Origin of the sequence: uncultured Brevundimonas sp. (assembly GCF_937863155.1) — a bacterium.
GTDB lineage: Bacteria > Pseudomonadota > Alphaproteobacteria > Caulobacterales > Caulobacteraceae > Brevundimonas.
On record NZ_CALMFB010000016.1, the window covers coordinates 1 to 13,847 of the forward strand.

The 13,847-nt window shown below is 68.5% G+C and carries 18 protein-coding genes; 4 read left to right on the top strand and 14 right to left on the bottom strand.

What is annotated here, in order from left to right; translation table 11 throughout:
* Positions 1 to 19: 19 nt before the first annotated feature.
* A complete protein-coding gene (gene gyrA, locus Q0581_RS02290; protein ID WP_298697204.1) occupies positions 20 to 2,770 on the bottom strand; it encodes a DNA gyrase subunit A in 2,751 nt (916 codons plus the stop codon).
* A gap of 121 nt (positions 2,771 to 2,891) precedes the next feature.
* On the opposite strand from gyrA, the gene Q0581_RS02295 reads away from it, so the two are divergent.
* A complete protein-coding gene (locus Q0581_RS02295) occupies positions 2,892 to 3,458 on the top strand; it encodes a superoxide dismutase family protein (protein ID WP_298697206.1) in 567 nt (188 codons plus the stop codon).
* A gap of 15 nt (positions 3,459 to 3,473) precedes the next feature.
* Here the strand turns inward: Q0581_RS02295 and Q0581_RS02300 are convergent, their stop codons facing one another.
* Positions 3,474 to 4,385 carry a DMT family transporter gene (locus Q0581_RS02300; protein ID WP_298697209.1) on the bottom strand — a complete coding sequence of 304 codons (912 nt, stop codon included), beginning with the start codon at positions 4,383 to 4,385 and terminating at the stop codon, positions 3,474 to 3,476.
* 99 nt (positions 4,386 to 4,484) lie between these two features.
* Between Q0581_RS02300 and Q0581_RS02305 the strand changes: the two genes are divergently transcribed.
* Positions 4,485 to 4,754, top strand: coding sequence for a type II toxin-antitoxin system prevent-host-death family antitoxin (locus tag Q0581_RS02305; protein WP_298697212.1), 270 nt, complete (start codon positions 4,485 to 4,487; stop codon positions 4,752 to 4,754).
* Positions 4,751 to 5,128: a PIN domain-containing protein gene (locus Q0581_RS02310; RefSeq protein WP_298697215.1), complete on the top strand. Its 378-nt coding sequence runs from the start codon at positions 4,751 to 4,753 to the stop codon at positions 5,126 to 5,128. Before Q0581_RS02305 ends, Q0581_RS02310 begins: the two co-directional genes overlap by 4 nt.
* A 17-nt stretch (positions 5,129 to 5,145) precedes the next feature.
* On the opposite strand, the gene ssb is transcribed toward Q0581_RS02310, so the two are convergent.
* The 4 genes from ssb to Q0581_RS02330 form a co-directional block, all read right to left on the bottom strand.
* Entirely contained in the window at positions 5,146 to 5,616 is a 471-nt protein-coding gene (gene ssb / locus Q0581_RS02315; protein ID WP_298697218.1) for a single-stranded DNA-binding protein, read from the bottom strand.
* A gap of 90 nt (positions 5,617 to 5,706) precedes the next feature.
* Positions 5,707 to 6,135: a hypothetical protein gene (locus tag Q0581_RS02320; protein ID WP_298697221.1), complete on the bottom strand. Its 429-nt coding sequence runs from the start codon at positions 6,133 to 6,135 to the stop codon at positions 5,707 to 5,709.
* Positions 6,135 to 6,809, bottom strand: coding sequence for a hypothetical protein (locus Q0581_RS02325; RefSeq protein ID WP_298697224.1), 675 nt, complete (start codon positions 6,807 to 6,809; stop codon positions 6,135 to 6,137). Before Q0581_RS02325 ends, Q0581_RS02320 begins: the two co-directional genes overlap by 1 nt.
* A gap of 219 nt (positions 6,810 to 7,028) precedes the next feature.
* Entirely contained in the window at positions 7,029 to 9,749 is a 2,721-nt protein-coding gene (locus Q0581_RS02330) for a transcriptional regulator (protein ID WP_298697227.1), read from the bottom strand.
* A gap of 116 nt (positions 9,750 to 9,865) precedes the next feature.
* Here Q0581_RS02330 and Q0581_RS02335 point away from each other — a divergent pair, with 116 nt between their 5' ends.
* Positions 9,866 to 9,994, top strand: a complete 129-nt coding sequence (locus Q0581_RS02335; RefSeq protein WP_298697230.1) for a hypothetical protein — start codon at positions 9,866 to 9,868, stop codon at positions 9,992 to 9,994.
* Positions 9,995 to 10,015: 21 nt separating this feature from the next.
* On the opposite strand, the gene Q0581_RS02340 is transcribed toward Q0581_RS02335, so the two are convergent.
* The 8 genes from Q0581_RS02340 to Q0581_RS02375 all read right to left on the bottom strand — a co-directional run bounded on the left by Q0581_RS02340 (position 10,016) and on the right by Q0581_RS02375 (position 13,844).
* A complete protein-coding gene (locus Q0581_RS02340) occupies positions 10,016 to 10,852 on the bottom strand; it encodes a flagellin (RefSeq protein ID WP_298697231.1) in 837 nt (278 codons plus the stop codon).
* A 140-nt stretch (positions 10,853 to 10,992) separates the two neighbouring features.
* On the bottom strand, positions 10,993 to 11,277 hold the full coding sequence (locus tag Q0581_RS02345; protein WP_298697233.1) for a flagellar protein FlaG: 285 nt from the start codon (positions 11,275 to 11,277) through the stop codon (positions 10,993 to 10,995).
* A gap of 92 nt (positions 11,278 to 11,369) precedes the next feature.
* Positions 11,370 to 12,197: a flagellin gene (locus tag Q0581_RS02350; RefSeq protein ID WP_298697235.1), complete on the bottom strand. Its 828-nt coding sequence runs from the start codon at positions 12,195 to 12,197 to the stop codon at positions 11,370 to 11,372.
* A gap of 230 nt (positions 12,198 to 12,427) precedes the next feature.
* Positions 12,428 to 12,556 (bottom strand): hypothetical protein, encoded by a 129-nt coding sequence (locus Q0581_RS02355; protein ID WP_298697237.1) that lies wholly within the window; start codon positions 12,554 to 12,556, stop codon positions 12,428 to 12,430.
* A 49-nt stretch (positions 12,557 to 12,605) separates the two neighbouring features.
* Positions 12,606 to 13,031, bottom strand: a complete 426-nt coding sequence (locus Q0581_RS02360) for a hypothetical protein (protein ID WP_298697239.1) — start codon at positions 13,029 to 13,031, stop codon at positions 12,606 to 12,608.
* Positions 13,028 to 13,411 (bottom strand): M15 family metallopeptidase, encoded by a 384-nt coding sequence (locus Q0581_RS02365; protein WP_298697241.1) that lies wholly within the window; start codon positions 13,409 to 13,411, stop codon positions 13,028 to 13,030. Before Q0581_RS02365 ends, Q0581_RS02360 begins: the two co-directional genes overlap by 4 nt.
* Positions 13,408 to 13,701, bottom strand: a complete 294-nt coding sequence (locus tag Q0581_RS02370) for a hypothetical protein (RefSeq protein ID WP_298697243.1) — start codon at positions 13,699 to 13,701, stop codon at positions 13,408 to 13,410. The genes Q0581_RS02365 and Q0581_RS02370 overlap by 4 nt, the downstream gene beginning before the upstream one ends.
* On the bottom strand, positions 13,698 to 13,844 hold the full coding sequence (locus Q0581_RS02375) for a hypothetical protein (RefSeq protein ID WP_298697245.1): 147 nt from the start codon (positions 13,842 to 13,844) through the stop codon (positions 13,698 to 13,700). The genes Q0581_RS02370 and Q0581_RS02375 overlap by 4 nt, the downstream gene beginning before the upstream one ends.
* Positions 13,845 to 13,847: the final 3 nt, after the last annotated feature.

Consider the following 13,847-nt stretch of genomic DNA (forward strand, 5'->3'; position numbering starts at 1 on the left):
CCCCCGATGGGGGAGGATTTCAGGCCTCTTCTTCACCCGCCGGTTCATCCTCATCCCCGCCCGCATCGGCCAGGCGTTCGACCGAGACCACCTTTTCGCCCTCGGCGGTGCGGAAGACGGTGACGCCCTGGCTGGCGCGGCCGACGATGCGGATCTGATCGACCGGGGTGCGGATCATCTGACCGCCCGAGGTGACCAGCAGCAGGTCGTCGCTCTCCTCCACCGGGAAGGCGGCGGCCAGGCGGTCACCCGCGCGGCCGCCCAGGCCATGAGCCGTCAGCCCCTGCCCGCCGCGACCCGTGCGGCGGTATTCATAGGCCGAAGACCGCTTGCCGAAGCCGGTGTCGGTGATGGTCAGGATGAACTGCTCCGCCCCGCCCAGATAGGCGATGCGATCCAGCGACAGCACGGCGTCGCCGGCCTCTTCGTCGCCGTCCGCTTCGACGGGCGTGTCGTCTTCATCGCCCGCCGCCTTGCGCATGGCGTTGGCGTGTTTGACGTAGGCGGCGCGTTCTTCCGGCGTGGCGTCCACACGGCCCAGCACGGCCATGGAGATGACTTCGTCTCCGGCCGCCAGGCGGATGCCGCGCACGCCGGTGGAATCACGCCCCTTGAACACCCGCACGTCATCGGCCTTGAAGCGGATGGCGCGACCAAGCGCCGTGGTCAGCAGCACGTCGTCTTCGCCGGTGCACAGGGCCACGCCGACCATGTGGTCGCCGTCTTCCAGCTTCATGGCGATCTTGCCGGCGCGGTTGACGGTGGCGAAGTCCGACAGCTTGTTGCGCCGCACGTCGCCCGAAGCGGTGGCGAACATGATGTCGTAGTCGCCCCACGCCGCCTCGTCCTCGGGCAAGGGCAGGACGTTCATGATGCTGTCGCCCGGCTCGATCGGCAGCAGGTTGACGAAGGCCTTGCCACGCGCGGTCGGGGCGCCCAGGGGCAGACGCCACACCTTCAGCTTATAGGCCTTGCCGTTGGTGGCGAAGAACAGCACCGGCGTGTGGGTCGAGGCCGAGAAGACGCCGGTGATGGCGTCCTCGTCCTTCATCGACATGCCGGACTTGCCCTTGCCGCCGCGATGCTGGGTCCGATAGGCGTTCAGGGCCGTGCGTTTGACATAGCCGCCGTGGGTCACGGTGACGACCATCTCCTCACGCGGGATCAGGTCTTCGTCCTCCATCTCGGCGTCGCCTTCGCCGATGACGGTGCGGCGCGGCACGGCGAACTGGTCCTTCACCTCGATCAGCTCGTCTCGGATCACGGCGACGATGTTGGCGCGGTCCGACAGCAGGGTCAGGTGCCCCTGGATCGTGTCAGCCAGGCCCCGCGCCTCGCCGAAAATGTCGTCGCGGCCCAGGCCGGTCAGGCGCGACAGGGTCAGGGCCAGGATGGCGCGGGCCTGTTCGTCGGTCAGGCGGATCTTGTCGCCTTCGACGATGACCGTGCGCGGGTCAGCGATCAGTTCGACCAGGGCCATCATGTCGCCGACGGGCCAGGGCTTGTCCTGCAACCGCTCGCGCGCCTCGGTCGGATCGGCCGAGGAGCGGATGATGTGGATCACCTCGTCGATATTGGCCACGGCCACGGCCAGGCCGACCAGGACGTGGCCGCGGTCGCGCGCCTTACCCAGCTCGAACTTGATGCGGCGGACCACCACCTCTTCGCGGAAGTCCAGGAAGGCCTGAACCAGGGCGCGCAGGCCCATCTGTTCCGGCCGCCCGTGGTTCAGCGCCAGCATGTTGACGCCGAACGAGCTTTGCAGGGCGGTGTAGCGATACAGCTGGTTCAGGATGACGTCGCCGGACGCATCGCGCTTCAGCTCGATCACCATGCGCATGCCCTGGCGGTCGGATTCGTCGCGCACGTCGGCAATGCCTTCCAGCCGCTTCTCGCGCACCATTTCGGCGATGCGTTCGATCAGGGTCTGCTTGTTCACCTGGAACGGCAGTTCGGTGACGACGATGGCCTCGCGGTCCTTGCGGATGGTCTCGATCGAGGCCTTGCCGCGCACGATGACCGAGCCGCGGCCGTCGCGCAGGGCGTTGCGCGGCGCCGTGCGGCCCATGATCTCGCCGCCGGTCGGGAAGTCGGGGCCGGGCACCAGGTCCAGAAGGGTCTCGTCCGACACCTCGGGGTCGTCCAGCAGCACCAGGCAGGCGTCGATCACCTCGCCCAGGTTGTGCGGCGGGATGTTGGTGGCCATGCCCACGGCGATGCCGCCGGCGCCGTTGACCAGCAGGTTCGGGATGCGAGACGGCAGGACGACCGGCTCCAGCTCCTTCTCGTCGTAGTTCGGCTGGAAATCGACGGTGTTCTTGTCGATGTCGGCCAGCAGGGCCACCGCCGCCGGGGCCATGCGCGATTCGGTGTATCGCATCGAGGCGGGCATATCGCCGTCGACCGAGCCGAAATTGCCCTGACCGTCGATCAGCATCAGTCCCATCGAGAAGGGCTGGGCCATGCGGACCAGGGCCATATAGACGGACTGGTCGCCATGCGGGTGGAACCGGCCCAGCACGTCGCCGACCACGCGGGCGCATTTGGAATAGGCGCGGTTCGGCTCCATCCCCAGGTCGTGCATCGAATACAGGATACGCCGGTGCACCGGCTTCAGGCCGTCGCGCGCGTCAGGCAGGGCGCGGCTGACGATCACGCTCATGGCGTAGTCGAGATACGAGCGTCGCAGCTCGTCCTCGATCGAGATGGGGGCGATGTCGGCGCCGCCGCCAGCAGGCGGCGCGGCGTTTTGCAGGGTGTCTTCGGTCAAGGAAATCAGGCTTTATTGGCCGGAATCGGAACGTGATCCGCTGATCCGGTTTCTAGCATCCAGGGGGGCAGGAGGCAAAGAAACGCCGCCCTTTTCGCCCCGATCTCACGGAGAAAAGCCCATGCGCGCTGCCCTGATCGCCACTTTCGCCGCCCTGCCCCTGGCCGCCTGCGTCAGCGTGACGGCCAACGACTATTCGACCCATCCGCCCGAACGCGCGCCTGCGGGCGATTTCGGAGAGGCGACCCTGATCAACGGCGCCGGACAACGGGTCGGGCGGGCAGTGCTGACGCAAGGGGCCACCGGCCTGCTGATCCGGGTCGAAGCCGAGGGCCTGACGCCGGGCTGGCACGGCATCCACATCCACGCCACGGGCGAATGCGCCGCGCCCTTCACCTCGGCCGGGGCGCATGTGAACCATGGCGAGCCCAAGGCCCCGCACGGCCTGCTGAACCCCCAGGGGCCGGACGACGGCGACCTGCCCAACATCCACGCCGACGCCAACGGACGGGTCAACGCCGAACTGTTCACCACCCGCGCCCGCATCGCCCGCTCTGGCCCCGGGCAATGGCTGTGGGACGAAGACGGATCGGCCCTGGTCATCCACGCCAACGCCGACGACCACACCAGCCAGCCCATCGGCGGCGCCGGCGACCGGGTGGTGTGCGGGGTGATGGCGGCGGGCTGACCTCCGCCCAGCCCGTCAGGCCTTGGCCGCGCCGGCCCTGAGACCGCGCTCGGCCAGGGCCACCACGGCGACCCCGCCCATCGTCAGGCCCGCCCCGGTCAGGATCTGGGCGGTCAGAACGTCGCCCAGCATCCAGCCGATCAGGATCGACACCACCGGCGTGGCCAGAAGATAGGGCGTGACCCGCCCCGCCTCGCGCCGCTGGACCAGCCAGAAGACCAGGGTGGTGGCCACCACCGACGACACGAAACCGGCCCAGATCACGCAGGCCCAGACCAGGGGCGTGGCCTGTTGCATCGCCTGGACCTGACCAGTCTCGAACAGGGCCGAACCGGCCGCCAGGGTCGGCAGGGCGACGCAGGCCAGCAGGCCCTGCATCTTCAGCGGCGGGATGGAGGTGGTGCGCCGCGCGATCACCGTGGTCATGGCCCAGGCGGCGCAGGCGGCGATGGCGACCAGCACGGCCTTCCAGTCCTGGATCGCATGGGGGTCCAGCGACATCCACGCCACGCCGACAAAGGCCACCGCCATACCGCCCAGGGCGGCCTTCGACAGCCGCTCGCCCAGCAGGAGGAAGGCGAACAGGGCCGTGAACGGAATCCACAGCTGGGCCGCCACCGACACCGGGCTGACGTCCTGGGCCAGCCAGAAGGCCAGATAGATCAAGCCGTAGTGGATCGGCCCGCCCAGAACCACGATGACCAGCAGGCTCTTCCAGTTCGGGAACGGCGGCCGCACGAAGGGAAACAGGCACGCCGCCGCGACCACGAAACGCAGGGCGCCCATCAGCAGCGGCGGCAGGGTCTCGGTCGCCACCTTGGCGGCGGCGTTGTTCACGCCCCAAATGATCACGATCGCCACGATGGCGGCGATTTCGATCGCGGTCAGGGGATGCGGCAGGGCGGGCTTGGCGGCGGGAGAGGTCACAATCCGTCTATCGCACAGGGGTCGTGCGGAAACCTCTCAACAACAGTGACGCAGCGTTTCCCGTGGCGGACGCAAAAGAAATAGCGTACATATGTACATATGACCGAGATCACCCTGACCACCTTGCGCAAGGATCTGTTCCGCATCGTCGATCGTGTGCTGGAAACCGGTCGTCCGTTGACGCTGGTGCGAAACGGGCGGCGGCTGACGATTGCGGTCCAGCCGGATTATTCGACGCCGGAAGGTCGGGAACAGAGGTTCGACCGAATGATGGCCATGGGCGTCCGTGAAGACGCGGCCGATTTCGATCCGGGCGACATCAGCGACGGCGCCCATCTGGACTGGTCGGCCGAAGACAATCCGCGGTGATCCATCTGGACACCCACGTAGCCCTGTGGCTGGCGCAACGCCGGTCCGGCGTCCTGGGCGCCGCCGCCCTTCGCCTAGTGCGCAAACACCCCTGGACCCTGTCGCCCTTCGTGCTGCTGGAGCTTGAAATCCTGCACGAAATCGGGCGCATCAAGGCGTCGCCGGACACGGTTCTAAAGGCGCTGGGCGAGGTGGGCGAGGTGTCCATTTCGGCTGTCAGCGCCGAACAGGCGGTGCAGGCCGCACGACCCCTGACCTGGACGCGCGACCCGATGGATCGACTGATCGTGGGCGCCGCCCTGGCCGAAAAACGCCCGCTGGTCACCGCCGACGGCGTGATCCTGAAACACCTGCCGTCGGCCGTCTGGGACTGATCGCCCGCCCCCAGACCTCAGAACGGGATGTCGTCGTTCAGGTCGTAGCTTTCCTTGGGGCCCGAGGGCTTGTTGGCGCCGCCGGTCGAGAAGCCCGAGGAATAGTCGTCGTCCGAACGGCCCGCGCCGCCGCCGTCACCGCGGCCGCCCAGCATGGTCAGATTGCCGTTGAAGCGCTGGATCACCACCTCGGTGGTGTATTTCTCAACGCCGTTCTGTTCGTATTTGCGGGTCGACAGCTGGCCCTCGATGTAAACGGTCGAGCCCTTCTTCAGATAGTTCTCGGCCACCTTCACGATGTTGTCGTTGAAGATCACCACCCGGTGCCACTCGGTCTTTTCCTTGCGCTCGCCGGTGGATTTGTCGCGCCAGGTCTCGGAAGTGGCCAGCGACAGGTTGGCGACGCGGTCGCCGTTGTTCAGGGTGCGGATCTCCGGGTCCTTGCCCAGATTGCCCACCAGAATGACCTTGTTGACGCTGCCAGCCATCGCCGTTTCCTTTTCTTGGGGCGCTGCGGCCCTGTGTTCGCTGACGGCCTGAATACCCCAGGACGCCGAAATGTTCCAGTTATGTTCCGATCAGCCGGCCGGAGCCGCCATCGCGGTGTCGATGTCGCGCTGAATGGCGCCCGGAATGGCCAGACGGCCGTCGCCCGTGCGGGCCAGGGCGAAGAAACGCACCCCGTCCAGATCCTTGGAGAAGAAGACGCCGCGCTTTTCGATGAAGATGAACTGGCCCTGATAGGCGCCGACGATCTCGCGCTTGTTGCCGCCCATGCGCAGGAAACGCAGGCGCATCTCCTCCAGCCGCGCGGCGCAGAATTCGATCTGCGGCTGGTCGGTGGCGACGACATGGAACTGGGTCTGGCCTTTTTCGCCCGCATCGGGCGTCTGGACCGAATAGCAGACGCCGGGATCGCGCGGGGCGTCGGGCGACGACTGGCAGGCGGCCAGGCCGGCCAGGCCGGCCAGGCCCAGGACAGCGGCGGGAATCAGCAGGGCGCGCATCAGTTCAGACCCGGGAATTGGCAGTTGCGGTCCTGTTCCGCCAGGGTGCGGAAGCGGCTGTTGTCACTGGACTGCTCGACCCGGCGCGGCACCAGACGCAGCGTCAGATCGCCCCAGCGGCCGTATTGCGCCTCGCCCGGACGGACACAGGTTCCGGCGTACAGCGCCTGGACGCACTGGTTCAGGCTCATGTTCGACGACAGGGCGCGCCATTCCGAGCCGGCGTGACGCAGGCAGGCCGTGCCGCCGGTCTGGACCGGGGCGGCGGCGGGCGTGGTCGGGGCGGCGGCGGGCGCCGTGACCGGCTTTTCGGTCAGCTGCACCGGCGGCAGTTCCGGCACCGGGGCGAAGGCGGCGGTGGGCGCGGCGGCCAGGGCGCCGGTGGCGTCGATGCCGACGTCCAGCGCTTCGGTCGCCAGGCCATTGCGCTGGGCGCATTCGGTCAGGGTGGCCATGCCGACATACTGCCCCTCGACAAAGCAGCGCAGCTGGCGCGTCGGCTCCAGAGAGGGGGCGTCGGCGACATCGACGGTCAGGCCGCCCTGGGCCGCCGGCGGCGGCTCGGCGGATCCCTGACGCCCGCCCGAGAAGACCAGGGCCAGCACCACGGCCGCCAGGATCGCCAGGGCGGCGCCGACGGCGATGATGATGCGTTTGTCGTTCGAGGGCTGCATGCGGGACTCGTGCGGGGCTGGACGGAGCCAATAACCCCGCCAAGCCTTCGACAGTCAACGCCGAATGCGGCCGTTCGGCGTCTCTAGAGCCTGATCCGCTGAGATGGAATCAGCTTCGCGATTCCGTCGATGCGGTGAATCAGGCTCCAGGTACAAGCGAGAGCATGATTCAGCTTTCAGCCGGAGCCGCTTCGCGGTTCCGTCTAAAACCATCATGCTCTAGCCGCCCAGGCGCGCCAGGGCGGCCTGATAGTTGGCCAACTGGTTGGTCAGATAGGCCGGCACGGTTCCAGACGCGGACGAGGCCGGGCTTTGCGGCGCCAGGGCGCGATAGGCGTCGCGAACGGCCTTCAGCGCACCCTGAAGCGCCTCGCCCGCCGCCTTGACCGAAGCCGGGTCCGCCAGGTTCAGCGTGCGCGACAGGTTCAGGCCGAAGGTTTTGACATCCCCGTCGCCGCTGCCCGCCGGCCCGACATAGCCGGGCGTCAGGCCCAGCCCCGCCAGGGCGTCACGCCCCGGCTCGCCCGCCGTCAGCACGGCGCCGGTCTTGCCGTCGCGGGCGGTGATGCTGAGCCGCTGGAACCCGCCCGAAACGCCGGACTGGACGCCCGCGCCGGCGGGGCCTTCCTTGTCAGAGGCGACGGTCACCTTCAGCTTCATGCCCGACGCCTGTTCGATCTTGCGCGCCAGGGTCTGCAGGGTGTCGCGCGCCTCGATGGTCACGGTCACCGCCCGGCCGCCGTTGGCGGGCGACACCTGGAACCGGTCGCCGACCCGCAACGAGGTGGCGTCGATCAGGCGTTTGGAATCCTTCTGGTCGATCTCGCCTGTCGGCAGGCCCAGGCGGTCCAGCACGCTGGCGCCGCCGCTGACCACCGTCAGAGCCATGGGCGCGGCCTGTTCGCCATCGCCGGCCCAGTCACGTCGCCATTCCACCGCGCCTGTCGCGGCGTCCATCCGGGCCAGATAGGCGCGGGTCGGATCGGTGGCCTTGGCGCCCTCGGGCCGGTCGGCCACGCCGGTCAGCCAGACCTTGCCGTTGACCACCTTCACATCGGCGGCCGTATCGTCGCCCGCGCCGCCGACATAGGTCAGACGGTCGGCGGCCCCGGCAGTCAGATCGCCGGCCAGGCTGATGACGAAGGCGTCGGTTCCGCCGGCGTGGGCGTTGGTCTTGGTCGCCACGTCCAGGTCGCCATTGCGGGTCGCGCCGCTCAGGATCACCCGGCCGCCAGAGACGGCGATGCCCGCCACTTCGCCGCTGGCCAGGCCCAGGTCGCGCGTGGCCGCCAGGGTCGGCGCGCCGGCCGCATCCAGGGTGAAATGGCGCACGACCAGCCGTCCGTCCTCGACGCCGGCGGTGTACAGGTTCGACCCCTCCACCGTCATGGCCTGAACCGAATCGTCGCCCGCCGTGCCGAACTGACGCGTGGCCGTCGCCTCGGCCTTCACCGGGGCGTAGATGTGATCCTGGCTCTCGGTGAAGGTCTGCAGATAGCCGTCCCAGCCGCCGCTCGACACCTCGCCCGGCATGGCCGACCTGGCGCGCCCGGCCACCTGGACCGTGCCGCCCGGCCCGAAGGCCACGGCCGTCGCATGATCTTCGGCGCGGGCGCCGCGACGCTGGGTCCATTGTTCCTGGCCATCGGCGTCGAAGACCGTAACGAAGCTGTCGGCCACCGTGGCGACCTCGCCCGTCTTGCCCGGCTCCAGCGCGCCGACGACCGACCCGGCCACGGCCACCCGGCCATCGGCATCGACCGCAATCGCATAGCCGCTGGCGTTGGTGGCGGCGCCCAGGGCGCGGGTCATGACCACGCGCCCGGCCGAATCCAGCTTCATCAGCGCCACGTCGCGCTGGCCCTTGATGGGCTGATTGTCCGGCCCGGCCGTCACATCGGCCACGATCCACTGCCCGCCATCGGCCGCCGCCGCGCTGGCGCGCACGGTCTCGACCCCTTCGGGCAGCGCCGTCTGGGACAGGCGGCCATCGACCCACTGGGTTTCGCCGATGCGGGACATGCCGGTCTGGTCGGGGCTGAATTTCAGCACCTGCTCGGCGCCGGCCTTGCCATAGCCCTGAACCACATAGGCCGCATCGCCCGAAGGCGCGGCGGTGAAGGCGACCGTTTCCATGGTCACGCCCCGGATCGCCAGGGCCCAGCGGTCCTGGCCCGCCGGCAGGGTCACCGGCTTGCCGGCGACGGTGATCGTCTTGGGCTCCGGCTTGATATGCTCGCGGCCGATGCGGGTTTCGACGCCGGCGGCTTCGAGCTTTTCATTGATGTGCGTCAGCACATTGGTCAGGCTGCGCGGGGTCGATCCCATGTCAGCCAGGTCGATGGCGACGTTGATCGGCGTGGTCGTCTCGCCCACCGTCCGCTTGACCGTTATGCCAAAGGCGGTCGGCCCGGCGAAGGCGGCCACCGGATCGTCGGGCGACCCTTCGTGGATCGGCCCGGTCAGGGACCGGGCGCTGTCGCGCGCCACGGCGGCCGAGGATTTGCTGCTGCTGGACGACACCCCGCCCACCATGCGCACGTCCTGAAGACGCGCGGACGTCAGATAGGTCTGGATCTCGGCCATGCCCGAGGCGAACCGCTTGTCCAGCAGGTTGCGCTCGGTGGTGGACAGGCCCTTGGTCGCGGCGCGGTTGGCCAGGGCGTTCAGCGTGTCCAGCCCCTGATACAGGGCGAACAGCTTGCGATAATCCGCCGAGGCGCCGGCCATATCCAGCTTGGCGCCGCCTTCATCGATGATGCTGCGGCCGCCCAGGGCGGCGCGGACCAGGGCGTCGGCCTGGGGAACCGTGGCCTTGGCGTCCCACGGCGGGGTCGGCTGCTTCTTCTTGGCGGCGGTCAGGGCGGCGTTGATCGTCGGGTTCTGCACCGCGATCGCCGACTGCCCGAACAGGCCCAGAAGATAGCTGTTGTTTATCAAGGACGGACTCTCCCGCCCCCAGCATGATCCACAGACGTTAAGACGAACTGACGATTCGACAGGAACGCGGAATCACGTCGTTCGTTAATCGCCGTGTTCAGCCAAGGAGTGTTGCGATGCTCTTTCCGCGTAGCGTGCTTCAGACCGTGCTGGCCCTTTACGGGTTCGGGACCAAGCCTTCCCCGCGTCGCCGCCATGCGCCGCCGATGATGATCGGACGCGCCGCGCCGCCCGGCCGGGTCTGATCCGCCCCGGCGACCGCGTCCTCAGCCGCCGCGGAACAGCGACAGGATGATCTGCGGCGCCGAGTTGGCGATCGACAGGGCCTGGGCGCCCAGCTGCTGCTGGACCTGCAGGGCCTGAAGGCGCGCGCTTTCCTTGGCCAGATCGGCGTCGACCAGATTGCCGACACCGGCTTCCAGCGAGTCCATCAGCTTGGACACGAAGCCGTTGTGGGCCGTGATCTGCTTGGCCTGCGCGCCCAGTTCGCCCAGGGCGGCGTTCAGCTGGTTGATGGAATCGTCCAGCTTGTTCAGCGCCGTGGTCGCGCCCGTCAGGGTCAGCAGACTGTCGCTCAGCGACAGCTCGATGATCGATCCGCCCAGCGACAGGTTCTTGCCCGACAGGGTGACGAAGGCGTTGGCTTCGGCGTTGGCCAGGAAGCGGATGCCGTTGGTCAGGCTGCCGTTCAGCACATTGCCGCCGTCGAAACTGGCGTTGTCCACGGCCGACTTGATGGCGCGCAACAGGGCCTTGAAGTCGGCGTCCAGCAGCTTGCGCGACTGCGTCTTCAGCGACTGGTCCTTGGCCGCGACGACCTTTTCCTTCAGCTGGTTCAGCAGGTCCGAGACGGATTCCCCGGTCGACAGGGCCACATCGGCGATCGAGGTGGCGCGATCCAGGCTCTGCTTGACCGCCGACAGGGCGCCGATGTCGGCGCGCTGGCCCTGGGCGATGGCCCAGATGGCGGCGTTGTCCTTGGCACCCTGCACCTTCAGCCCGGTCGAGACGCGGTTCTGAACATCACCCAGCCGGTCGTTGGTGCGCGTCAGGTTCTGCAACGCGATGGCGGCGGCGGTGTTGGTGTGGACGCTGTTGGTCATCGCTTCTCGAAGCCCCAGGTATCTGATTTGGCCCGAAGCTATGAGGTGAGTCGTATGCGTATGGTTAACGGCGATTCACCACGCGCATTAACCGCGCGGATCGCTCCTGCGCGGCGAAAAAGCCTTGAAATGCTTACCGGTCAGACGGTGGTGTCGATCACCGTTCCAGCGCTGTAGCGGCCCTCGTCCATCATGCGGACGACGTCTTCGCGGGGCAGTTGGCGCACCACTTCGCCGGTCACGCGATCCAGGGTCTTGTAGACAAAAGAGCCCTTCTGGGGCCCTTCCTCGATCACCAGACGATAGCGGGCGGCGCGTTCGGCCTCGTCGGCCACGGACGACTGGCGATTGTCGAACTCGCCCGAGGGCGTTCCCGAACTGATCGCCGCCACCGCGACGGGGGCTATTTTCGGATTGGCATTCATGTCTCCCGCCACCGACGTTCAGCCGGCGTCTCCGAGATGATGCGCCCGGCGGGTCGGGCGGGGCGCAAGGCCCCGCCCTTCCGCGGCTGTTCTTAGCGGAACAGGCCGAGCAGGATGGACGTCGACGAGTTGGCGATCGACAGAGCCTGCACACCCAGCTGTTGCTTGGTCTGCAGCGCCTGAAGGCGAGCGCTTTCCTTGGCCAGGTCGGCGTCGACCAGGTTGCCGATGCCGGTTTCCAGGCTGTCCTGCAGCTTGCCCACGAAAGTCAGGTGGGTGCCCAGGGCCTTGGAGCCGGTGCCCAGACGCGCCAGGGCCGTCGAGACGTTGTCCAGCGAGGCGTTGACCTGGGCCAGACGCGCCGTGGCCATGGTGGCCGTGGTGATGGCGGCGGTCGACGACAGGGTGACGATCGAACCCGACAGCGACATGTTCTGGGCGGCCACGTCGATGGTGGCCGAACCCGCCGAGTTGGCCATGGCCTTGAAGCCGGCCGTGCCCGAAATGACGCTGATGCCGTTGAACTTGGCGTTCGAGACGGCCGAGGCGATCTGCTTGCGCAGGGCCACGAAGTCTTCGTTCAGGGCATTGCGGGCGGCGGTGCCCAGGTTGGTGTCGGTCGCGGCGAGCGCCTTCTCCTTCATCTGCGACAGCAGATCGGAGACGGTTTCACCCGCGGCCAGGCCGACGTCGACGGCCGACTGACCGCGCTGCAGGCTGTCCTTGACAGCATTCAGGGCGCCCAGCTCGGCGCGTTGCCCCTGGGCGATAGCCCAGATGGCGCCGTTGTCCTTGGCGGAGTTGATCTTCTTGCCGGTGTTGATGCGGCTTTGAACCGAGGCCAGTTCAGCATTGGTGGCCTGGAGGTTCTGCAGGGCGACAAGAGCGCCCACGTTCGTGTTGACGCTGTTCAGCGACATGGCACGTAGTCCTTCTTTCAAGGTGTCCGACGCCATTTTGGCTGCCGGGAGCATTTTGCTCGGACCGGTCGCAGCAAGGAGCGGGCCTGAAGGACGCCGGCGACCCCCGACCATAAACGCTTGTTTTTTCGACGGTACCTTGCCTTAACCACGCCCCATGCCCGGCAAATTCTGCCGGGGTCGGCAAGATCTGCCGGGCTCCCGGCCGATTGTGCCGGGTCAAACGCGCGTCAGGGCGCCTTCAGCCACGCCTCCACGGCCGCCCGTTCGGCGATCAGGGTGTCGATCGCCAGTCGCCGGGCCGCGTCGCAGGTCACCAGGGCGGCCCCACGCGCGGCATAGGCGATCTCCAGGTCCACCAGGGTCGGCCGGTCCGGCAGGGTGGCCAGGGCGCACGGCCGTTCCGCCTCAGCGGGCAGGACCAGGCGCGGCGGTGCAGCCCGCGAGATCGGCGGCGAGGCCGCACAGGCCCCGGTCAAGGCGCCGAAGACGATCAGCGCGGTCGGTGTCGAGAAGGATCTGGGCATCGGCGGCCTCCCGGGCCTGGGCCTGGGCCGCGACCGTCAGGTCGGCGGCGGCGGTTGTGGTGCGGTGATGGGCGTCCAGGCGGGCGCGTTGTCCGGCCTGGGCGGCCTGTTCGATGCGCCGGGCCGAGGCGTCGGCGCGGGCGACGGCCAGTTCGGCCTGGGCGCGGTCCAGCCGCCTCTGCGTCAGGCCGAACGGATCCCAGCGGAACCCCGCCGCTCCGGCCGCCAGCACCAGAACGACCAGCCCGGCCAGGGCCGCCACCGCCCAGCCCCAGGGCGTCAGCAGGTTCAGAAGGGGCGGCCTCATGGATACGCCCTCCGATCCAGTTCGAAATGCGGCCCGTCGCGCAGGCGCTTCCAGTCGCCGCCCCAGACCAGGGCCACGCCCCGCTCGGCCGCCGCCGCCTTCATGGCCCCGGCGATGCGCGGGTAAAGCGGCCAGTCCCAGCGCACGGCGCCGTCCACCAGGGCGGCCACATCGACGGCGTGGCCGGTCAGATGACGGCTGTTCAGCGTCAGGCTGGCCCCGGCGCGGACCAGTTCGGCCTGACGTGCGGAGGTGCGCAGGCCCTCGGTCACCATGAAGTCGACAGGCGTCAGGGCGATGGCCCGTTCGACCACGCCCACCAGGGCCGGATGCACCCCCTCCATCCGGGTGCGAGAGCGGGCGGACAGGACGAAGCTCATCGCCGCCCCCCGACCGACAGGCGCAGCCGCATCTCGGCGAAGACGGCCGCCAACTGCTGGGCCGAGGGCGCCACCAGATACAGCACCATGGTCACGCCCAGCAGGACCATCAGCCCATGGGCGACCGCCGGCAGGCCCTGCGGCGGCGTGCGCGCCACGGCCCAGGTTAGCAGACCCCAGCCCACCCCGCTGGCGACATACACATACAGCCGGCGCCAGAACCAGCGCGCCTCCGGCAGGCCGAGGCCGCCTGGGCTGGCCCCGGCGGACGATGGAACGGGCGCGCTCATGCCTCGTCCTCCAGGTCGAAGGGAAAGGGGGTCCGGCGGCGATCCTGCGTCTCGGCACGGCAATCGTCGGCGTCCAGGTGAAAGGGAAGATCGAAGGTTTCCGGGTCCGGCAGGCCCCAGTCGGGATCGGGATGACGGCTCATGGC